Origin of the sequence: Streptomyces thermospinosisporus (genome assembly GCF_039526425.1) — a bacterium.
Taxonomy (GTDB): Bacteria; Actinomycetota; Actinomycetes; order Streptomycetales; family Streptomycetaceae; genus Streptomyces; species Streptomyces thermocarboxydovorans.
This window is the reverse complement of the sequence record NZ_BAAAIZ010000011.1, coordinates 23380-44429: the sequence shown is the minus strand read 5'-3', so window position 1 is coordinate 44429 and position 21050 is coordinate 23380. Positions and strand designations below refer to the sequence as shown.

At 72.8% G+C, this 21050-nt stretch carries 17 protein-coding genes; 2 read left to right on the top strand and 15 right to left on the bottom strand.

All coding sequences use genetic code 11. The features are described from left to right. Positions 1 to 3 precede the first annotated feature (3 nt). From ABD207_RS05965 to rpe, 5 genes are all read right to left on the bottom strand, one after another. Positions 4 to 1470, bottom strand: a complete 1467-nt coding sequence (locus tag ABD207_RS05965; RefSeq protein WP_344010605.1) for an amino acid permease — start codon at positions 1468 to 1470, stop codon at positions 4 to 6. Positions 1471 to 1790: 320 nt separating this feature from the next. After that, the gene (locus ABD207_RS05960) at positions 1791 to 3233 is read right to left on the bottom strand and encodes a GuaB1 family IMP dehydrogenase-related protein (RefSeq protein WP_344010603.1); all 1443 of its coding nucleotides are present in this window, start codon (positions 3231 to 3233) and stop codon (positions 1791 to 1793) included. Between the two features lie 758 nt (positions 3234 to 3991). Beyond that, the gene (locus ABD207_RS05955) at positions 3992 to 4312 is read right to left on the bottom strand and encodes a barstar family protein (protein WP_344010601.1); all 321 of its coding nucleotides are present in this window, start codon (positions 4310 to 4312) and stop codon (positions 3992 to 3994) included. Between the two features lie 40 nt (positions 4313 to 4352). Then, a complete protein-coding gene (locus tag ABD207_RS05950; protein ID WP_344007821.1) occupies positions 4353 to 5396 on the bottom strand; it encodes a sugar-binding transcriptional regulator in 1044 nt (347 codons plus the stop codon). A gap of 78 nt (positions 5397 to 5474) precedes the next feature. Then, the gene (gene rpe / locus ABD207_RS05945) at positions 5475 to 6161 is read right to left on the bottom strand and encodes a ribulose-phosphate 3-epimerase (protein WP_344010599.1); all 687 of its coding nucleotides are present in this window, start codon (positions 6159 to 6161) and stop codon (positions 5475 to 5477) included. Positions 6162 to 6313: 152 nt separating this feature from the next. Here rpe and ABD207_RS05940 point away from each other — a divergent pair, with 152 nt between their 5' ends. Next, positions 6314 to 8452 carry an MMPL family transporter gene (locus ABD207_RS05940; RefSeq protein WP_344010597.1) on the top strand — a complete coding sequence of 713 codons (2139 nt, stop codon included), beginning with the start codon at positions 6314 to 6316 and terminating at the stop codon, positions 8450 to 8452. A 328-nt stretch (positions 8453 to 8780) separates the two neighbouring features. Here ABD207_RS05940 and ABD207_RS05935 read toward each other — a convergent pair whose 3' ends face one another. Both ABD207_RS05935 and fmt read right to left on the bottom strand, forming a co-directional pair. Further along, a complete protein-coding gene (locus ABD207_RS05935; protein ID WP_344010595.1) occupies positions 8781 to 10199 on the bottom strand; it encodes an RsmB/NOP family class I SAM-dependent RNA methyltransferase in 1419 nt (472 codons plus the stop codon). A gap of 75 nt (positions 10200 to 10274) precedes the next feature. Beyond that, a complete protein-coding gene (gene fmt, locus ABD207_RS05930) occupies positions 10275 to 11207 on the bottom strand; it encodes a methionyl-tRNA formyltransferase (RefSeq protein ID WP_344010594.1) in 933 nt (310 codons plus the stop codon). 293 nt (positions 11208 to 11500) lie between these two features. Between fmt and ABD207_RS05925 the strand changes: the two genes are divergently transcribed. Further along, positions 11501 to 12049, top strand: a complete 549-nt coding sequence (locus tag ABD207_RS05925) for a hypothetical protein (RefSeq protein WP_344010592.1) — start codon at positions 11501 to 11503, stop codon at positions 12047 to 12049. Between the two features lie 241 nt (positions 12050 to 12290). Here ABD207_RS05925 and ABD207_RS05920 read toward each other — a convergent pair whose 3' ends face one another. From ABD207_RS05920 to ABD207_RS05885, 8 genes are all read right to left on the bottom strand, one after another. Beyond that, complete coding sequence (locus tag ABD207_RS05920) at positions 12291 to 14444, bottom strand: primosomal protein N' (protein WP_344010591.1); 2154 nt, start codon at positions 14442 to 14444, stop codon at positions 12291 to 12293. 305 nt (positions 14445 to 14749) lie between these two features. Beyond that, complete coding sequence (gene metK / locus ABD207_RS05915) at positions 14750 to 15958, bottom strand: methionine adenosyltransferase (RefSeq protein ID WP_344010590.1); 1209 nt, start codon at positions 15956 to 15958, stop codon at positions 14750 to 14752. 236 nt (positions 15959 to 16194) lie between these two features. Beyond that, positions 16195 to 17397 carry a bifunctional phosphopantothenoylcysteine decarboxylase/phosphopantothenate--cysteine ligase CoaBC gene (gene coaBC / locus ABD207_RS05910; protein ID WP_344010589.1) on the bottom strand — a complete coding sequence of 401 codons (1203 nt, stop codon included), beginning with the start codon at positions 17395 to 17397 and terminating at the stop codon, positions 16195 to 16197. Between the two features lie 111 nt (positions 17398 to 17508). Beyond that, positions 17509 to 17781, bottom strand: a complete 273-nt coding sequence (rpoZ, locus tag ABD207_RS05905) for a DNA-directed RNA polymerase subunit omega (RefSeq protein WP_004933985.1) — start codon at positions 17779 to 17781, stop codon at positions 17509 to 17511. A 62-nt stretch (positions 17782 to 17843) separates the two neighbouring features. Then, positions 17844 to 18437, bottom strand: a complete 594-nt coding sequence (gene gmk / locus ABD207_RS05900) for a guanylate kinase (protein ID WP_344010587.1) — start codon at positions 18435 to 18437, stop codon at positions 17844 to 17846. Between the two features lie 37 nt (positions 18438 to 18474). Then, on the bottom strand, positions 18475 to 18798 hold the full coding sequence (locus ABD207_RS05895; RefSeq protein ID WP_344002112.1) for an integration host factor: 324 nt from the start codon (positions 18796 to 18798) through the stop codon (positions 18475 to 18477). Positions 18799 to 19051: 253 nt separating this feature from the next. Then, on the bottom strand, positions 19052 to 19897 hold the full coding sequence (pyrF, locus tag ABD207_RS05890) for an orotidine-5'-phosphate decarboxylase (RefSeq protein ID WP_344010585.1): 846 nt from the start codon (positions 19895 to 19897) through the stop codon (positions 19052 to 19054). After that, positions 19894 to 21000: a quinone-dependent dihydroorotate dehydrogenase gene (locus ABD207_RS05885; protein ID WP_344010583.1), complete on the bottom strand. Its 1107-nt coding sequence runs from the start codon at positions 20998 to 21000 to the stop codon at positions 19894 to 19896. The genes pyrF and ABD207_RS05885 overlap by 4 nt, the downstream gene beginning before the upstream one ends. Positions 21001 to 21050: the final 50 nt, after the last annotated feature.

Genomic DNA, 21050 nt, shown 5'->3' with positions numbered 1-21050 from the left:
CGTTCACTTCTCAAGCGTTGCGAGCCGGGAACGGCGGTAGCCGTACGAGAAGTAGAACACGAGACCGGCGGCCATCCAGAATGCGAAGACCACCCAGGTCACGGTGTCGAGGCTGAACATGTTGTACGCGCAGAAGCCGAAGCCCAGCACCGGCAGCAGCGGACCGAACGGCACCTTGAACGTCCGCTCCAGCTCCGGGCGCCGGTAACGCAGCACCACCACGGCGATGTTGACCAGCGCGAAGGCGAAGAGCGTGCCGATGCTGGTGGCGTCGACCAGCTTGCCGAGCGGGATCAGCGCGGCGAGGACACCGCAGAACAGGGACACGATCACCGTGTTGAGACGCGGCGCGCCGGTGGTGTGGTGCACCTTGCCCAGCGACTTGGGCATCAGGCCGTCGCGGGACATCGCGAAGAGGACGCGGGTCTGGCCGTAGAGCACGGTGAGCACCACGCTCGCGATGGAGATGACCGCGCCGAGGGCGAGCAGGGTGCCCCAGAAGCTCTGGCCGCTGACGTCGTGCATGATCGCGGCGAGGGATGCGTCGGAGCCCTCGAACTTCGTCCAGTGCCAGGCGCCGACGGCGACGGCCGCGACCAGCACGTACAGCGCGGTCACGATGATCAGCGACAGCATGATCGCCCGCGGCAGGTCCTTCTTCGGGTTCTTCGCCTCCTCACCGGCGGTGGAGGCGGCGTCGAAACCGATGTACGAGAAGAACAGGGTGGCGCCGGCGGCGCTCACGCCCGCCATGCCGAGTGGCATGAAGTCGGCGTAGTTGCCGGACTTGAAGCCCATGAAGCCGACCGCGCAGAACAGCAGCAGGGCGGCTATCTTCACCGCGACCATGATGGTGTTGGCGCGCGCCGACTCCCGGACTCCGCCGAGCAGGAACACCATCGCCAGCAGCACCACGATCAGCGCGGGCAGGTTGATGATGCCGCCCTCGCCGGGCGCGGAGGACAGCGCGGCGGGGACGGTGACGCCGATGGTGCCGTCCAGCAGCTCGTTGAGGTACTCGCCCCAGCCGACGGCGACTGCGGCCACCGAGACGCCGTACTCCAGCACCAGGCACCAGCCGCAGACCCAGGCGACGAGCTCGCCCATGGTTGCGTACGCATACGAGTACGAGGAGCCCGCGACCGGGATGCTGCCCGCCAGTTCCGCGTACGACAGCGCCGAGAACAGGGCCGTCAGGCCGGCGATCACGAAGGACAGAGTGACGGCGGGGCCCGCCTCCGGGACGGCGTCACCGAGGACGACGAAGATGCCGGTGCCGAGGGTGGCACCGATACTGATCATGGTGAGCTGCCACAGCCCGAGGGAGCGGCGCAGGCTGCCGCCCTCGCCCTGGCCGCCTTCCGCGACCAGGCGTTCCACGGGCTTGCGACGCATCAGGCGCGCACCGGGACCCGAGGACGGTGGGGCGGTGGTACTGCTGCTCTGTGAGGGTGCGCCTTGATCGAGCACGCGCTGACTCCTTGTCACTTCAGGATCTGCGCGGCCGGGACCGACGGAGCCCGCGACAGCGGGAACCCGTCGAGCGGGGTCCCCGCCACACACGTACAGCGCGTAACCCTATGAGCTAGGACGTTGCTCCTGAAATGCAGCAACCTTGCAAGCCCCCGCAAGATCATTGCGTTCCTCGGGGCAGGCCGGAATTTCGTTGCACGGGAGCTTTCGACCGTTGCACGCAGGCCCCTGGACCAGGCTTTTCGCTCCGTATGCCGAAGGCCCCCGGCCTCCCCGCCTGCATGGGGTGCCGAGGGCCTCGAAAGGGCGCGCGGTGATCAGTTCCAGCTGGCGTGCAGCGGCTTGCCCTCGGCGTAGCCGGCGGCGCTCTGGATGCCGACGACCGCCTTCTCGGCGAACTCCTCCAGGGTCGCGGCGCCGGCGTAGGTGCAGGCGGAGCGGACGCCCGCGATGATCGAGTCGATCAGGTCCTCCACGCCCGGGCGCTCCGGGTCGAGGAACATCCGGGAGGTCGAGATGCCCTCCTCGAACAGCGCCTTGCGGGCGCGGTCGTAGGCCGACTCGTCCGAGGTGCGGTTGCGCACCGCGCGCGCGGAGGCCATGCCGAAGGACTCCTTGTACGGACGGCCGTCGGCGTCGTGCTGAAGGTCGCCCGGGGACTCGTAGGTCCCGGCGAACCAGGAGCCGATCATCACGTTGGACGCACCGGCCGCGAGCGCCATCGCCACGTCGCGCGGGTGCCGGACGCCGCCGTCGGCCCACACGTGCTTGCCGTACTTCCTCGCCTCGGCGGCGCACTCCAGCACCGCGGAGAACTGGGGCCGGCCGACGCCGGTCATCATGCGGGTGGTGCACATGGCGCCGGGGCCCACACCGACCTTGACGATGTCCGCGCCCGCCTCGATCAGGTCGCGCACGCCCGGGGCGGCGACCACGTTGCCGGCCACGACCGGGACCTGCGGGTCGAGGTCGCGGACCAGCTTGAGCGCGTTGATCATCGTCTCCTGGTGGCCGTGCGCGGTGTCGATGACGAGCGTGTCGACGCCGGCCTCCAGCAGTTGCCTGGCCTTGCCCGCCACGTCGCCGTTGATCCCGACGGCGGCGGCGATGCGGAGCCTGCCCTGCGCGTCGGTGGCCGGCGTGTACAGGGTGGCGCGCAGGGCGCCCTTGCGGGTCAGGATGCCCGCCAGACGGCCGCTCGCGTCCACGGCGGGGGCGTAGCGCCGGTTGGCACCGTCGAGGGTGTTGAACGCCTCGCGCGGGTCCATGCCGGCGTCGATCAGCAGCAGGTCGCGGGACATGACCTCGCTGAGCTGCGTGAAGCGGTCCACGCCGGTGAGGTCCCGGTCGGTGACCACGCCGACCGGCCGGTGGTTGTCGTCCACCACCACGCCGGCGTTGTGCGCGCGCTTGGGCAGCAGGGCGAGAGCGTCGGCGACGGTCTGGTGAGGGGCCAGCACGATGGGCGTGTCGAGCACCAGATGGCGGCTCTTGACCCAGGCCACCACCTCGGTGACGACCTCGATCGGGATGTCCTGCGGGATGACCACCAGGCCGCCGCGCCGGGCCACCGTCTCGGCCATGCGGCGGCCGGCGATGGCGGTCATGTTGGCGACCACGAGCGGGATGGTGGTGCCCGTGCCGTCCGGGGACCTGAGGTCCACGCCCTGCCGGGAACCGACCGCGGAGCGGTTCGGCACCATGAAGACGTCGTCGTACGTCAGGTCGTACGGGGGCTGGATGTCATTGAGGAAACGCACGTGCTGCACATCCCAGTCGATCAGAGGCGGCCCCCGGGCAGGTCAGCCAGGGGGAGGAAAAGAGCACGTACTTCATTCTCCCATGGGGCAGCCCCCCACAGCCCCGGGCGAATCGTCCGAGCAGGTCAGCCCCTCCTTGGAGAAACGTCCAGACGCCCTGCTCCGGGGCCGGCACGGCCCTGCCGGGCCGGGTGGCCCGCCCCCTGGGCTGGGGCGGCGAGCCACGCGCGGGCTGACGGGTGCGAGCCTGCGGGTCGGCTGGTTCGGGGCGACGCTCCGCGGGACGGACCCGCGCGGGCGCGCCCGCCGGGACGACGGTGACAAGCCACGGAACAGGCCTGGCCGACGCGTCCGCCGAACCACGTGCGCAAGCCGCTGAATGAACCGTGCAGGCGCCTGACCAGGACGACGGTGACGGCCACGACGACGTGACCCGCCGCATACGAGCCGGGCGGGCGCGGCCGCCGGACCGCGGGGACCCAAGGGACGGACGGGGCCGACGTGCGGGCCGCGCGCGACAAGCCGTGGAACGGCCCGAGCGGGCGTGCCGCCCGGCCACCAGCGGCGAACCGCGGGACGAACCGTGCCGGCGTCCGCCGGAACGATGGTGACCCTCCACAGACGAGCCAAGCGGGCGCGGGCGCCGGGCCGCGGGTGAAGACCCGCAGGACGAGCCAAGCAGGCGTGGCCGCCGACCACCGGCGGCGAGCGGCGGGCGGGCCGGCCTGACACGGGGTCCGGCGATCGGGGGGTGCGGGTCAGCCGGGGCCCAAGGTGATGAAAAGGCCGGCGGTGCGGTCCGTGGCCTCGGCGAAGATTTCCTCGGCGACCTGCCACTCGTCGGGGTGCGCCCCGGCGTACTCCCGCCAGCCGCGCACGACGAGCAGCAAGCCCCGCTCGAGCGCCTCCGCGGGCCACACCGTGCGGTCGGCCAGGGAGTCGGCGAGGGCGTCCCAGTTGCGCCCGAACCAGTCGGGCAGGCGGAGCGTCTCGGCGCAGCGGTCCATCAGGCCCGCCTTGTCCGTCACCCCTCCGAGGTCGAGGGTGATGACGGTCCGCCCCGCCGGGTCCCGGGTCACGCCCTGCCCCTCTCCGCCTGCCGGTGCCGCACGCGCGTTGTCAGATCCCGTCCGGGTCGGCCCGGTTGAGCGCCGGCTTGGGCGGCGCACCGGTGGTCATCAGGTAGTCGGCGGCCGAGGTGTCCGTCACCAGGCTGGTGACCAGCCCCGAGCGCAGCACCGCGTCGATCGCGGGCCCCTTGCGCTGGCCGCCCGCGATCGCGACGACCTCCGGGATGCGGCGGAGCTGGTCGGCCTTGACCGTGATGCACCGCTCCTGCAGGTCCCGGCCGACCCGGCGCCCCTCCGCGTCGAAGAGGTGCGCGGACATCTCGGCGGCGACCCCGAGGGAGGCGTAGTGGGCCCGCTCCTCGTCGCTGAGCATGTCGTGCACCGTGGAGATGCCCGGCTCCCAGGACCCGATGGAGACACAGGCGACGGTGACCTTGTCGAAGTACTCGAAGGCCCGCGCGATCCCCGTCTGATTGCGCAGCGCGGCCGCGGTGGCCGCGTCCGGCAGCAGCATCGGCGCGTAGATGGGGTGCGCGTCGCCGCCCGAGACCTGCGCCGCGCGCCGTACCGCCTCCACCGAGCCGCGCTCGGCCGTCCCGGCGTCGTACACGCCCGTCAGCTGCACCACCGTGCAGGGCGGCAGCCGGTCCAGGGCCGCCGCCATGTGGATGGTGGACCGGCCCCAGGCCAGACCCAGCACATCCCCTTCGTTGACCAGCTCGCCGAGCAGGTCGGCGGCCACCTCTCCCAGGTTCTCGGGGTCGGGTGTCTCCTCGGCCTCGGCCGGGGACTCGACCACGACGGCGTGCCTGAGGCCGTAGCGGGCGCGGAGCGCGTCGGAGCGCTCGGCGTCCAGTTCGGCCGGCACACGGATCTCGATCCGTACGAGATCCCGTTCGAGGGCGGTCTCCAGAACCCGGGCCACCTTGAACCGGCTGACGCCGAACTCCTCGGCGATCTGGATCTTGGACTTGCCCTCGAGGTAGAAGCGGCGGGCCATGGCCGCCGCCTGCACCAGCTCAGCGGGTCCCATCCGCATGGCTGACCGGCCCGCCGACATACCCGACACGGCGATCTCCTCACTGCTGTTCACACTCTGGATTCGCCGTTCATCCTTGCAGATCCGGCGCGCTTGATCAGCCCTGCTGGGAGCCGTTCACATTCCCGATGCTCAGTGGCCGCATGCCCAGGACGCCTTGGCGGTGGCGGCCTCGGCCTGGTTGCGCAGTGCACGTACCGCCTCGGCCGGGTCCGACGCGCCGTACACGGCGCTGCCTGCGACGAAGACATCGGCGCCGGCGTCGGCGCACTGCTCGATGGTGGACGCCGACACCCCGCCGTCGACCTGGAGCCACAGCTCCAGCCCGTGCTTGTTGATCAACTCGCGGGTGCGGCGAATCTTGGGAAGCATGATGTCGAGAAAGGCCTGTCCCCCGAAGCCCGGCTCGACGGTCATGACCAGCAGCATGTCGAGCTCGGGGAGCAGGTCCTCGTACGGCTCGATGGGCGTGGCCGGCTTGAGCGCCATGGACGCGCGGGCGCCCTTGGCCCGGATCTCCCGGGCGAGCCGGACCGGCGCGGCGGCGGCCTCGACATGGAAGGTGACGGACCCGGCCCCCGCCTCGACGTACTGGGGCGCCCACCGATCAGGGGCCTCGATCATCAGATGGCAGTCCAGCGGAGTGTCCGTCGCCCGGGCGAGCGACTCCACGACCGGTACGCCGAGGGTGAGGTTGGGGACGAAATGGTTGTCCATGACGTCGACGTGGAGCCAGTCGGCCCCTCGCACCGCCTCCGCCTCGGCGGCGAGGTTGGCGAAGTCGGCGGACAGGATGCTGGGGTTGATCTGCACGGGCATGCCTCAAGCGTGCCATGCGCCCGGGGGGTTGCGTGCGGGGGTCCCGGGCGGGGACGGTGGGACGTCGGCCCAGGCGTACATCCCCCGGGGCCGGCCGGGGCGCGTCGCGCAGTTCCCCGCGCCCCGCACTCGGCGTTGCCGCGGAGGTGGCGATGACAGGGAGCCGGGGTGTCGGTCACCTGGTGTGCGGGCGGCGGACGAAGTGGCTGGTGCTGGGGTTCTGGGTGGTGGTGCTGTTCCTGATGGCGCCGTTCGCCCAGAAGCTGACCGACGCGCAGGACAACGACGCGGCCTCCTGGCTGCCCGGGTCGGCCGAGTCGACGCAGGTGCTGGAGATCTCCGAGGACTTCCGGCCGGAGCAGATCCCCGCGATCGTGATCTACGCGCGGGACAGCGGGCTGACCGCGGCGGACCGGGAGCGGATCGCCGAGGACGTGACGCATCTGAAGGAGCTGCGCGCGCACGGGATCATCGGCGACCAGACGCGCGGCCCGGTCTTCGACCGGCAGACGGATCCGCGGGCGGCGCAGGTCTTCGTGCCGATCACCATGGACGAGAAGGGCTGGGAGCGGATCGCGCCCGCCGTCGACTCCATCCGGGAGGAGGTGGGCTCCAGCACCGGCGGGCTCGCCGTCCATGTCACGGGCCCTGGCGGCACCTCCGCGGACTTCTCCGAGGCCTTCGAGGGCATCGACTCCACCCTGCTGTTCGCGGCGATGGGCGTCGTCATCGTCATGCTGCTCGTCACCTACCGCAGCCCCACCCTGCTGCTGGTGCCGCTGGTGTCGGTGATCTCCGCGCTGTTCACGGCGCAGGCGCTGATCTACTTCCTGGCGGAGTACGGGGGCCTGACGGTCAACGGGCAGAGCGCCGGCATCCTCACCGTGCTGGTGTTCGGCGCCGGCACCGACTACGGGCTGCTGCTGGTCGCCCGCTACCGGGAGGAGCTGCGCCGCCACGAGGACCGGCACGAGGCGATGGCGCTGGCCCTGCACCGGGCGGGTCCGGCGGTGATCGCCTCCGGCGCCACCGTGGTGCTGAGCATGCTGGTGCTGCTGGCGGCGGAGATGAACTCCACGAGCGGTCTGGGACCGGTCGCCGCGATCGGCGTGGCCGTCGCCCTGCTGGCGATGCTGTCGCTGTTCCCGGCCCTGCTGGTGATCTTCGGCCGGTGGATGTTCTGGCCGGTGATCCCGCACAACGGCGACCCGGACCCGACCGAGCGGGGCGTGTGGGCCCGGATGGGCCGCCGCATCGCCCAGCGCCCGCGCACGGTCTGGGCGGTCACCGCGGTGGTGCTGACGATCTGCTCGCTGGGGCTCATGCAGCTCCGCGCGGAGGGCATCAGCAACGCGGACTCCTTCACCGACACCCCGGACTCGATCACCGGTCAGCAGGTCTCCGCGCGCTACTTCCCGGCCGGCAGCGGCGATCCGCTGGTGATCGTCAGCAACCAGGCCCAGGCCGAGCAGGTGGGCCGCGCGGTCGCCGCGACGGAGGGCGTCGTCCCGCAGTCGCTGGGGCTGCCGCCGGGCGCGAAACCCTCGTTCGAGGGCAAGGTGCTGTTCGAGGCGACCATGACCGCGCCGTCGGACAGCGAGGCGGCGAAGGAGACGGTCGAACGGGTCCGGGACGCCGTGCACGCGGTGCCGGGCGCCGACGCCAAGGTGGGCGGCGGCACGGCGGCGCTGCTCGACATGGAGGCGGCGACCACCCGCGACAACGTCGTGATCATCCCGTTGGTCCTGGTGGTCGTGCTGCTGATCCTGTGCAGCCTGCTGCGCGCCCTGATCGCTCCGCTGCTGCTGATCGCGACGGTGATCCTGTCGTTCACGGCGGCGCTCGGGCTGAGCGCGCTGGCCTTCCGGTACGTGTTCGACTACGCGGGCGAGTCGACCGACTTCCCGCTGTTCGTCTTCGTGTTCCTGGTGGCCCTCGGCATCGACTACAACATCTTCCTGACCACCCGCATCCGCGAGGAGGCCGCCCGGCAGGGCACCCGGCAGGGCGTGGTCACCGGTCTGGCCACCACCGGCGCGGTGATCACCTCGGCGGGCCTGGTCCTCGCGGGCACCTTCGCGGCGCTCGGCACCCTGCCCATGGTCGCCTTCGCCGAGATCGGCTTCGCGGTCGCCCTGGGCGTGCTGCTGGACACCTTCGTCGTGCGCTCGGTGCTGGTCACCTCGCTGTTCCTGGACGTGGGCCCGAAGGTGTGGTGGCCCCACCGCCTGGCCCGCGAGGACGGCGGCGGCGAGGTGCATCCGCCTCGGGTGGACGCCGGCGGCGGATGAGCGGGAGCGTCGGCGGCCGCGCGTGGGCCGGGGGGCGGACGGACGTCAGCGGCGCTCGTCCGCAGCGGGTGAGCCGGGGGCTCGGACGCCGGCGGCCCTCGTCGGCAGCGCGCAAGCCGGGGGCTCGGACACCGGCGGCCCTCGTCAGCAGCGCGCAAGCCGGAGGCTCCGACGTCAGCAGCCCTCGTCAGGGCGGGTGAGCCGGAGGCGTGGACGCCGACGGCGACCGTCAGCGCCCTGTGAGCCGGAGGCGCACGGCCCCTGACGGCGGTCGGNNCACCCGCTCCCCCGGATGAGCACCGTCCGCCGCCTCCCCTCGGACGCGCCGTCAGCCCGTGCGGCGGATGAGTGCCAGGTACATCGCATCGGTGCCGTGCAGATGCGGCCACAGCTGTACGTCGGGGCCCTCGCCCAGGTCCGGCACGCCCGGCAGCAGCGGCCGGGCGTCGAGCAGCTCGGTCTCCGGGAACTGCTTGAGCAGGTCGGAGACGACCGCGCGGGTCTCGGCGAGGTGGGGCGAGCAGGTGGCGTAGCCGACCACGCCGCCGACGCGCACCGACTCCAGCGCGGTGCGCAGCAGCCCCCGCTGGAGCGGCGCGAATCCGTCCAGGTCCTCCGGGCGGCGGCGCCAGCGGGCCTCCGGGCGGCGGCGCAGCGCACCCAGCCCGGTGCAGGGCACGTCGACGAGCACCCGGTCGAAGCTGCCGGGCCGCCAGGCCGGGCGGGTCGCGTCGGCGGCGACGACCTGGTAGGGGCCGGGGTTGCCGGACAGCGCGCGGGCGACCAGGCCGGCGCGGTGCGGCTGCTTCTCCGAGGCGAGCAGCATCGCGCCCCGCTCGGCGGCGAGCGCCCCGAGCAGCGCGGCCTTGCCGCCGGGTCCGGCGCAGCCGTCCAGCCACAGCCGGTCGCGCCCCTCCACCGGGGCACCGGCCAGCGCGAGCGCGACGAGCTGGCTGCCCTCGTCCTGCACCCCGGCCCGCCCCTCGGCCACGGCGGGCACGGCACCGGGCTCACCGCCCTCGGTCAGCCGCACCGCGTACGGGGACCAGCGGCCCGGCTGCGCGGCCTCCTCGGCGAGCAGTTCCTCGGTGGTGGCGCGTCCGGGCCGGGCGACCAGCGTCACCTCCGGCCGTTCGTTGTCGGCGCGCAGCAGTTGCTCGATCCCGTCGCGCCCGCCGCCCAGGGAGTCCCAGAGCGCGGAGACCACCCAGCGCGGGTGGGAGTGGACGACGGCGAGATGGTCCTCGGGGTCCTCCTCGTAGGGCGGCGCGACCCGCTCCAGCCAGCCGTCGAGATCGTGCCGGGCAACCTTGCGAAGCACCGCGTTGACGAACTTGGCGCGGCCGTCGCCGAGCACCACCCGGGCCAGCTCCACGGTGGCCGACACGGCGGCATGGGTGGGGATCCGTGTGCCGAGGAGCTGGTGGGCGCCCAGGCTGAGCACGTCCAGCACCGGCGGGTCGACCTCGCGCAGCGGGCGGTCGACGCAGTCCGCGATGATCGCGTCGTAGGTGCCCTGCCGGCGCAGCGTCCCGTACACCAGCTCGGTGGCGAGGGCCGCGTCCCGCCCGTCGAAGTCGCCCTTCTCGCGCGCCTTGCGCAGCAGCGGCGGCAGCACCAGGTTGGCGTAGGCGTCCCGCTCGTCCACGGCTCGCAGGGCCTCGAAGGCGAGGATGCGGACGGGGTCCTTCTTGGGCCGGCGGTAGGGCTTGGCGGGCCTGCGGGGCCGACGGGGCTGGTCGCTCACGAAAAGGTGCTCCGGATGTGGGTCGAAGTGCGCACTCCAGCCTACGGGGTCGGCGCCCGGCGGACCGCCGCGGCCTCAGCCGCCGACGCGCTCCCCGGGGGCGATGCGCACCCCGCGCGCCCAGTCCGCCGCCCGCATCGGCTTCTTGCCCTGCGCCTGCACCCAGAGCAGTTCCACGGCGTGCGAACCGGTGCCGACGTACACGTCGTTCTTGCCGGCGGCGATCTCGCCGGGGGCGAGGTCGGTGCGCTCCGGCGCGGGACGCACCTGGATGAGCTTGAGCCGCTCGCCGCGGAAGGTCGTCCAGGCGCCGGGGGCGGGCGTGCAGCCGCGCACCACCCGGTCGACGCGCAGCGCCGGGGCGCGCCAGTCGACGTGGGCGTCCTCGACGGTGACCTTGGGGGCGTGGCTGACGCCCTCGGCGGGCTGCGGTACGGCCTTCAGGGTGCCGTCCTCGATGCCGTCCATGGTCGCGGCGAGCAGCCCGGCGCCTGCGAAGGCGAGCCGGGTGAGCAGGTCGCCGCTGGTGTCGGTGGGGCGGATCTCCTCGGTGACGGTGCCGTACACCGGACCGGAGTCGAGGCCCTCCTCGATGAGGAAGGTGGTGGCGCCGGTGATCTCGTCGCCCGCCATCAGCGCGTGCTGCACGGGCGCCGCGCCGCGCCAGGCGGGCAGCAGGGAGAAGTGCAGATTGACCCAGCCGTGGGTGGGGATGTCGAGCGCCTCCCTGGGCAGCAGGGCGCCATAGGCGACGACGGGGCAGCAGTCGGGCCCGATCTCCTTCAGCCGCTCCAGGAACTCCGGGTCGCGCGGCCTGACCGGCTTCAGCACCTCGATGCCGGCCTCCTGGGCGCGCTCGGCGACGGGAGAGGCGACCAGCCTCCGTCCGCGCCCCGCCGGGGCGTCGGGCCGGGTGACGACGGCGGCCACCTCGTGCCGTTCGGAGGCGAGCAGGGCGTCCAGTGCGGGAACGGCGACCTCGGGGGTACCGGCGAAGACGAGCTTCATGGGCTGGGCAGGGCCTCTCGGGCGGGGTCGGTGGGCAACGCACAAGTCTATGGGGCGAGCGGGCGCGGACCGCACCGACACCGTCGCCGGACGCGCTTCTGGACCGGCGTCCGGCGGCCGGGAGATGCGCGCGGGACCGGGCGGCGCGGCCGGCGGAGAAGGCAGCGCCCGCATATGCCGCCACGCCCCCACCCCGTGACCCGGGGAGCGGAAACGCGTTGGTCAAGAAAGAGTTGACCACATCGAGCCCCTCGGGGCTCATCCCTTTCAACGCCGGTTCGAGAGGCTTGTTCATGGCCGACCACGCAACCCACGACGCCCAGGCTCGGGCCAGCCTGCACTTGCTGGTGCGGGACATCGAGCGGGTCCGCCGGCAGGTGGACGCACTGCGCACGCTCACCGCCCAGCTGGGCAATGTCTACCGCCCCCGCCGCTCCGGACCCTCCACGGGCTTCGTCGTCTACGGACGCGCGCCCGCCCCGACCGTCCGCCTCGCCCAGGAACTCAGGGACAGCGTCGAGACGCTGGTCACCGCGGCCGTGGACTTCGACCGCTCGCTCGGCTTCTCGTGGGACGCGGTGGGTTCCGCACTCGGCGTCACCAAGCAGGCCGTGCACCGCCGTTACGGCTCCCGCCGCGCCGCGGCGCGGACCCCCTCCGCCGCGGAGTCCGACCGCACCCCGGAACCGTCGACCCCCCGCACGGTCAATGTCGGCGCCGGTGTGTCCACCGTGCCGACGGTTCCCGCCGCCCGCTCCATGCCCACCCAGCCGACCGCGGGCAGCCCCGCGCTGCGCGACGACTCACGCCCCTCGTCGTTCCCCGCCCCGCGCAACGGCTGACCCACCACCAACTCCCCCGCCCTCCCGGCCGCACCGCCGCCGGGAGGGCGTTCCCTTCACGCGACGCCGGGAGGGCGTTCCCTTCACGCGACGCCGGGAGGGCGTTCCCTTCACGCGACGCCGGGAGGGCGTTCCCTTCACGCGACGCCGGGAGGGCGTTCCCTTCACGCGACTACGCGGCGGGAACCTCACCGAGCAGGACTGCACGCACAGGAACGGCCGGGCCCCGCTCCCCCGCGTCTCAGCCGATGTCCGGCGGGTCGATCCGTACCCACACCGGATCGTCGTTCCCCCGTGCCATGCGGGCCGCCTGAGCCGTCTTCAGGGCGGCGGCCAGTGCGGCTCCCCGGCCCGGCGGCACCCGGACCAGCGCCCGCTCCCAGTGCTCGCCGGGCGGCGGCGCACCGGGCCGGCGCGGCATCCCGACGGGGGTGACCGGCAGCGGGACCGGCCCCAACACCTCGGCCTCCTGCGGGAGTTCGACGGCACGCAGGAAACCCGCCACCGCCTGCGGGGGTCCGGAGACCGCCGCCATCCGCGACACCGGCGGGAAGCGCAGCTCCGCCCGGTCGGCGAGTTCCCGCACGGCGTGGCCGACCGGGTCCCATCGCACCAGCGCCTGCACGGGCCGCAGGTTCGGCTCGGCGACGACCACCACGGTGCCGCCCGCCGGCTGCGGACGCACGAGCGCCGCCGCGCCGATCCAGCGGCGCAGCGCGTCCTCCCCGGCCCTCAGGTCGGGCCGGTTGAGCATGGCCCAGCCGTCCAGCAGCAGGGCCGCCGCGTAGCCGCCCTCGGCGACCGGTTCGGCGCCCGGCGTGCTGACCACCAGCGCGGGCGTCCCCGGCACCGTGTCCAGCACATGCTCGCGCCCCGAGGTGCGCACCGGCACCGCGGGAAAGGCCCGCCCCAGTTCCTCGGCGGTGCGCCGTGCCCCCACGACCTGGGCCCGCAGGCGGAAGCCGCCGCACCCGGGGCAGTGCCAGCCGCCCTCCTCGCGCCCGCACCAGCCGCACCGCAGATCGGCGGAGCCGGACGCCTGCGCCTGAAGCGGACCCGAGCAGTGCCGGCACCGGGCCGGCGCCCGGCAGGTGGCGCAGGCCAGCCGCGGGACATACCCGCGCCGGGGCACCTGCACCAGCACCGGGCCGTGCTTCAGGCCCTCCCGTGCGACCTGCCAGGCGAGGGTCGGCAGGCGGGCGGCGCGTGCCGCCTCGTCCCGGGCGAGGTCCGCATCGCTCACGGTCCGCACCAGCGGGGCCGCGGCCCGCACCCGGTCCCGCCCGGCGGTCAGCGGCCGGGCCCAGCCGGTCTCCACCAGCTGCGCGGCTTCCACCGTGCAGCTCCAACCGCCCAGCAGGAAGCCGCACTTGTCCTGGGCGGCGCGCAGCAGCAGCACCTCCCGGGCGTGCGGCTGCGGGGCGTGCTGCTCACTGTGGCTGTCGTCGCCGTCGTCCCAGACGGCCACCAGACCGAGATCCCGCACGGGCGCGAACATCGCCGCCCGGGTGCCCACCACGGCCCGCACCGCGCCCCGGCGGACGGCCAGCCACTGCGCGTACCGCTTCTCGGGGCCGGCGTCGGCGGTGAGCACCGCGTGCCGGCCCTCGCCGAGCAGCGCGGTGAGCGCCGCGTCCACGCGGGCGACGGCGCGGTAGTCCGGCAGGACGACCAGGGCGCCCCGTCCCGAGGCCAGCGTGGCGGCGACGGCACGGGCCAGTTCCTCGCTCCACTGCGGCCCGGGCAGGGCCTGCCACACGGCCCGTGGGGCGCCTCCGGCCGCCAGCGCCTCCAGGAACGCGGGTCCCTGCTCGTAGCGCGCCCAGGACCCCGCGGAGGGCGCCGGGGGCGGGGGCAGCGGCTCCGGCGAGGGACGCCGCTCGGCGCGGGCGTTGCGCGGGGGCACGGCGAGCTGCAGCACATCGGCGAGGCTTCCGGCGTACCGGTCGGCTACGGCGCGGGCCAGCCCCAGCAGCTCGGCGTCGAGCACCGGCTCGGGCGAGACCACCTGGGCCAGTGCCGCGAGGGGTCCCGAGTAGTCGGACTCGGCGAGCCGCTCCACGAGGAACCCGTCGATCAGTCCCCCGCCCTCACGGCGTCCCTCGCGCACCCGGTGCCGTCCGGCACCGAAACGGACCCGCACCCGCACGCCCGGCTGGGCGTCGGCGTCGAGTTCCTCGGGGACGGCGTAGTCGAAGTACCGGTCGAGATGGAGCACGCCCTTGTCGACGAGCACCCGGGCGACGGGCAGGTGCGGGGCCAGCTTGGCGCCACGCCAGGTGCGCGGCTTGGCCCGGGGCTCCTTCGCCTTGCGCACGCTCTCCCGGATGAGCGCGAGCTGCTCGGGCGGCGCGGGCTCGCCCCTGCCGTCCGCCTGTCCGTTCTCGCTGCTCACGCTTGCATTCTTACCAAACGGCAGTGACAGCGGCGCCGGCCCGAGACCCGGCCGGATGCGGACAACGAACGCCGTGAGGCGCTTCTGCCTCGGGCCGCTCGGCCATACCGGTCCAGGACCGGCAGCAGGATTCGAACCTGCGAGGGGACTTCCCCGGAAGTATCCGCGCCCATCGCACCGCCGGCGCAGGGCGCCCTCGCCTCAGCCGGCCACGGCATGTGCGGCCCCGTGAGAAGCGCCGAGGCCCGGCGCCCCTCGAAGGGACGCCGGGCCTCGGTGAGACGCTCGGCTGCTGCCCGCGGGCCTTACAGCCCGGCCGCCTGGCGCAGCGCGTCGACGCGGTCGGTGCGCTCCCAGGTGAAGTCGGGCAGCTCACGGCCGAAGTGACCGTACGCGGCGGTCTGGGCGTAGATCGGGCGCAGCAGGTTCAGGTCGCGGATGATCGCCGCCGGACGGAGGTCGAAGACCTCGTCGATGGCCTGCTCGATCCGCTCGGTGTCGACCTTCTCGGTGCCGAAGGTCTCGACGAACAGACCCACCGGCTCGGCCTTGCCGATCGCGTACGCCACCTGCACCTCGCAGCGCGAGGCCAGCCCGGCGGCCACCACGTTCTTGGCCACCCAGCGCATGGCGTACGCGGCGGAGCGGTCGACCTTGGACGGGTCCTTGCCGGAGAAGGCACCCCCGCCGTGCCGGGCCATACCGCCGTAGGTGTCGATGATGATCTTGCGGCCGGTCAGGCCCGCGTCACCCATCGGGCCGCCGATCTCGAAACGGCCGGTGGGGTTGACCAGCAGACGGTAGTTCTCGGTGTCGAGCTTGATCCCGTCGTCCAGCAGCGCCTTCAGCTCCGGCTCCACGACGAACTCGCGGATGTCGGGCGCCAGCAGCGAGTCCAGGTCGATGTCGGAGGCGTGCTGCGAGGAGACCACCACGGTGTCCAGGCGGACCGCCTTGTCGCCGTCGTACTCGATGGTGACCTGCGTCTTGCCGTCCGGGCGCAGGTAGGGGATGGTGCCGTTCTTGCGCACGTCGGACAGCCGCTTGGACAGGCGGTGCGCCAGGAAGATCGGCAGCGGCATCAGGGTGGGCGTCTCGTCGGTGGCGTAGCCGAACATCAGGCCCTGGTCGCCCGCGCCCTGCCGGTCCAGCTCGTCGTCGTCGCCCTCGACGCGGGCCTCGTAGGCCGCGTCGACACCCTGCGCGATGTCCGGGGACTGCGCCCCGATGGACACCGACACACCGCAGGAGGCGCCGTCGAAGCCCTTCTTCGAGGAGTCGTAGCCGATCTCGAGGATCTTGTTGCGGACGAGCGTCGCGATGTCCGCGTACGTCTTGGTGGTGACCTCGCCGGCCACGTGCACGAGACCGGTGGTGATCAGAGTCTCGACGGCGACCCGGGAGGTCGGGTCGTCGCGGAGCAACGCGTCGAGGATGGTGTCGCTGATCTGGTCAGCGATCTTGTCGGGGTGACCCTCGGTCACGGACTCCGAGGTGAAGAGACGACGGGACACAACGCTCCCTGGGGTTGCAGCGGCTGCTGGCTGATCATTGGCGGACGGCGGGGGCTGCACCCGGCGCCGTCCGTGCACAGTTTACGGGTCGCGCAAGGTCAGGGGCGCCCCCGTCTCGCCTCTCGGGAGCGCTGTGACCTGCGGCACGGGCATTGTGCCCAGCAACGGGTGGTGTTGACCAGAGGCGCCACGCCCCGGTGAGCGTGGTTTCGGACGCCCGGACGGCGTACCCGGGCTCATCCGAGACGTTCGGCCACCAGGTCCCACACCGTGTCGGCCAGGGCCTCCTTGGGGCCGTGGGCGACCGGGGTCTCGCTGCCGTCGGCGCCCAGGATCACGGCCTCGTTCTCCTCGGAGCCGAAGGTGCGGCGCTCCCCCACCTCGTTCACCACGAGCAGGTCGCAGCCCTTGCGCTTGAGCTTGCTGCGGCCGTTGGCGAGGACGTCGTCGGTCTCGGCGGCGAAGCCGACGATCACCTGTCCGGGGCGGGGCCGGTCGGCGGAGATCTCGGCGAGGATGTCGGGGTTGCGGACCAGGGTGATGGGGGCGGGCTCCTGGTCGTCCCTCTTCTTGATCTTGCCGGTGGCGTAGGCGGCGGGGCGGAAGTCGGCGACGGCCGCGGCCATGACCACGGCGTCGGCGTCGGCTGCGGCCCGCAGCACCTCCTCGCGCAGCTGCACGGCGGTGCCCACGGGCACCACGTCCACGCCGGCCGGGTCGGGCAGGGCGGTGTTGGCGGCGATCAGGGTGACCCGGGCGCCCCGGGCGGCTGCGGTGCGGGCGAGGGCGTAGCCCTGCTTGCCGGAGGAGCGGTTGCCGAGGAAGCGGACGGGGTCCAGGGGCTCGCGGGTGCCCCCGGCGCTGACCACGACGTGCCGGCCCTTGAGGTCGGGCCCGGTGACGCCGCGGGCCAGCACCCGGCGGCACACCTCGAAGATCTCGGCGGGCTCGGGCAGCCGGCCCTTGCCGGTGTCCACGCCGGTGAGGCGGCCGACGGCCGGCTCGATCACGACGGCGCCGCGGGCGCGCAGGGTGGCCACGTTGTCCTGGGTGGCCGGGTGCTCCCACATCTCGGTGTGCATGGCGGGGGCGAACACGACCGGGCACCGGGCGGTGAGCAGGGTGTTGGTGAGCAGATCGTCGGCGAGGCCGTGCGCCGCCTTGGCCAGCATGTCGGCGGTGGCCGGGGCGACCACCACGAGGTCGGCCTGCTGGCCGATGCGCACATGCGGCACCTCGTGCACGTCGTCCCAGACCTCGGTCGCCACGGGGTTGCCGGAGAGCGCGGACCAGGTGGCGGCCCCGACGAACTTCAGCGCGGAGGCCGTGGGCACGACGCGGACGTCGTGTCCGGACTCCGTCAGCCTGCGGAGCAGCTCGCACGCCTTGTACGCGGCGATGCCGCCGCTGACTCCCAGAACGACCCTCGGCTTGTCCACCGTCTCTCCCCGGACCTCGGAAATGTGCGACCACCACCCATGAGACACCACAGGCCCGGCAGACGTGCTGCCGGGCCTGTGGAAAAGTCAGCGAAGACCAGCTGATACGACTTACTGACCGGGGCCCTCGACGGCCTCGGAGGTCAGCAGTCCCGCGTTGATCTCGCGCAGGGCGATCGAGAGCGGCTTCTCGTGGACGTGGGTGTCGACGAGGGGACCGACGTACTCGAGGAGACCCTCGCCGAGCTGCGAGTAGTACGCGTTGATCTGACGGGCCCGCTTGGCCGCGTAGATCACGAGGCTGTACTTCGAGTCGGTGGCCTCGAGGAGCTCGTCGATCGGCGGGTTGATGATGCCCTCGGGCGCGGAGATGGAAGAGGACACGCTCTACCTTCCGATGGATGGGGATTCGGTCTCGGTGACCGCCGACGACGATTCGGCAACGATCACACGACGTTCATCAAGGCTAGCAGCTCATGGGCGACGTCCTCGACGGAGGTGTTGACCAGGGTGACGTCGAACTCCGGCTCGGCCGCCAGCTCCGTCCTGGCGGCCTCGAGCCGGCGCTCGATCACCTCCGGCGGCTCGGTGCCCCGCCCGGTGAGCCTGCGCACCAGCTCCTCCCAGGAGGGCGGAGCCAGGAAGACCAGCTGTGCGTCGGCCATGGACTCGCGCACCTGCCGGGCGCCCTGGAGATCGATCTCCAGCAGGACGGGCACGCCCGCCTCCAGGTGCTCGATCACGGCCGCCCGGGGCGTGCCGTAGCGGTTGCCGGCGAACTCGGCCCACTCCAGCAGCTCACCGTTGGCGATCAGCTTGTCCATCTCCTCGTCGGTGACGAAGAAGTAGTGGACACCGTGCTGCTCACCGGGACGGGGCTTGCGGGTCGTCGCCGACACCGAGAGCCAGATCTCGGGGTGCTCCTTGCGCAGATGAGCGACGACCGTGCTCTTGCCGACCCCCGAGGGGCCGGAGAGCACGGTCAGTCGCGGACGATCGTCCGGGGGCACGGGGGACGTCCCCCGGGGTGTTGCAGCCATGCGGCGATTATTCCAGCAAAGCCGGGGTGCCCGGGAATCAGGACCCGTTGCCGCCGAACTCACGCTCCAGGGAGGCGATCTGGTTGGACCCGAGACCCCGGACGCGGCGGCTCTCGGAGATGCCCAGTCGCTCCATGATCTGCTTGGCGCGGACCTTGCCCACGCCCGGCAGCGACTCGAGCAGGGCGGAGACCTTCATCTTGCCGATGACGTCGTTCTCCTGGCCCTGCTTGATGACCTCGTGAAGAGAGGCGCCGGAGTGCTTGAGTCGATTCTTGACCTCGGCCCGCTCCCGGCGAGCCGCGGCGGCCTTTTCGAGCGCGGCTGCGCGCTGTTCAGGGGTAAGGGGCGGAAGAGCCACGCCTACGTCACCTCGGATGTCGAACTGTCGGATACGGACCGGTGAGGAACCTAGTCGCCCCACACCTGGGGAGCCACGAGCAACACGCTTGCCCGTTCTCTCGTCGGAGACTAGCGGTCAACTCCGCAAGAGTCAGCGAGAACAGCGGAAAAGTCCTGGTCAGCCTCCGGCAGGACGGACATTGAGGACATATTGCCCCGGATTTGTGAAGGTATCCATACCTGAGCGGCCCTCCGTGAGCCGTGTGAGAGGCTCAGACCGCGCCCACCGCGGCCCTGATCTCGTCCGCGAACCGGTCCGCGGCGTCACGCAGCGCAACCATGCGGGGACCGTGGCGCAACACTCCCCGGCTGACGTTCGGCACCACATTGCGCACCGCGGCGCCGAAGACCGCCGGAAGATCGGCCGCCTTCGCCCCCTGGGCCCCGATGCCGGGCGCCAGCAGCGGGCCGTTGATGTCCAGGTCGTACGACGACAGGTCACCCAGCGTGGCGCCGACCACCGCGCCGAAGGACCCCAGCGGCTCCTCCCCCGCGTTCTCGGCCGCCAGGTGCCCGAGCATGGTGGCGCCGACGGTCCGCCCGTCCTGCCGGATCGCGTGCTGCACCTCGCCGCCCTCCGGATTGGAGGTCAGGGCCAGCACGAACAGGCCCGTGCCGCTCTCCCGGGCCAGGGCGACGGCCGGGCTGAGCGAGCCGTAGCCGAGGTACGGCGAGACGGTGAGCGCGTCGGAGAACAGCGGCGCGTCCTTGCGCAGGAAGGACTCGGCGTAGGCGGCCATGGTGGAGCCGATGTCGCCGCGCTTGGCGTCCATCACCACCAGCGCGCCGGCCTCCCGCGCCTCTTGCACGGTCTTCTCCAGCACGGCCACGCCGCGCGAGCCGAAGCGCTCGAAGAAGGCGCTCTGCGGCTTCAGGACCGCGACCCGGTCCGCCACCGCCTCGACGACTATACGGCTGAACCGCTCCAGGCCCGCCACGTCGTCGTTCAGGCCCCACTCGGCCAGCAGGGAGGCGTGCGGGTCGATGCCCACGCACAGCGGTCCGCGTTCGTCCATGGCGCGGCGCAGCCGGGCGCCGAAGGGCTGGAGTCCGCTCATCGGGAGGTCCTCACGTCGGCGCCCACCGCGTCGGCGAGCGTGGCGTACGGGCTGGTGCGCAGCCGCGCGGCGAGCCCCTTGTGGATCGAGCGTGCCCAGAAGGGGCCCTGGTAGACGAACCCGGTGTACCCCTGGACCAGCGTGGCCCCGGCCAGGATCCGCTGCCAGGCGTCCTCGGCGTTCTCGATACCGCCGACCCCGACCAGGGTGATCCGGTCGCCCACACGGGCGTACAGGCGCCGCAGCACCTGCAGGGAGCGCCCCTTCAGCGGGGCACCGGACAGGCCGCCGGTCTCCTTCACCAGCGCGGGGTCGGAGCGCAGCCCGAGTCCCTCGCGCGCGATGGTGGTGTTGGTGGCGATGATCCCGTCCAGGCCGAGGCCGACGGCGAGGTCGGCGACGGCGTCGATGTCCTCGTCGGCGAGATCGGGGGCGATCTTGACCAGCAGCGGGACCCGGCGGCCCGGCACGCTGCGGTCGGCGGCCTCGCGGACCGCGGTCAGCAGCGGCCGCAGCTGATCGACGGCCTGAAGGTTCCGCAGGCCCGGGGTGTTCGGCGAGGAGACGTTGACGACCAGGTAGTCCGCGTACGGCGCCAGGCGCTCGGCGGACTTCACGTAGTCGGAGACGGCCTCCTCCTCGGGCACGGCCTTGGTCTTGCCGATGTTGACGCCGACGACCGTCTTGAAGACGGGCCGGCGGGAGGCGAGGCGGGCGGCGACCCGCAGCGAGCCCTCATTGTTGAAGCCCATGCGGTTGATCAGGGCCCGGTCCTCGACCAGGCGGAACAGCCGCTTCTTGGGGTTGCCGGGCTGCGGTTTCCCGGTGACGGTGCCGACCTCGACGTGGTCGAAGCCGGTCATGGCCAGGCCGTCGATGCCGACGGCGTTCTTGTCGAAGCCCGCGGCGAGGCCGAAGGGGCTGTGCAGCCGCAGCCCCAGGGCCTCGGTGCGCAGCTCCCGGTAGCGGGGCGCCAGCACGGCGGCGACGAAGGTCCGCAGCACCGGCACGCGGGCCACCAGGCGGATCCAGCGGAAGGCCAGCTGGTGGGCCTGCTCGGGGTCCATGTGCCGGAAGACCAGGCGGAAGAAGAGCTGATACATCTCGAGTCCTCACACTGAGGGGGGACGCCGCTTCCGGCGTCCCCCCCTCA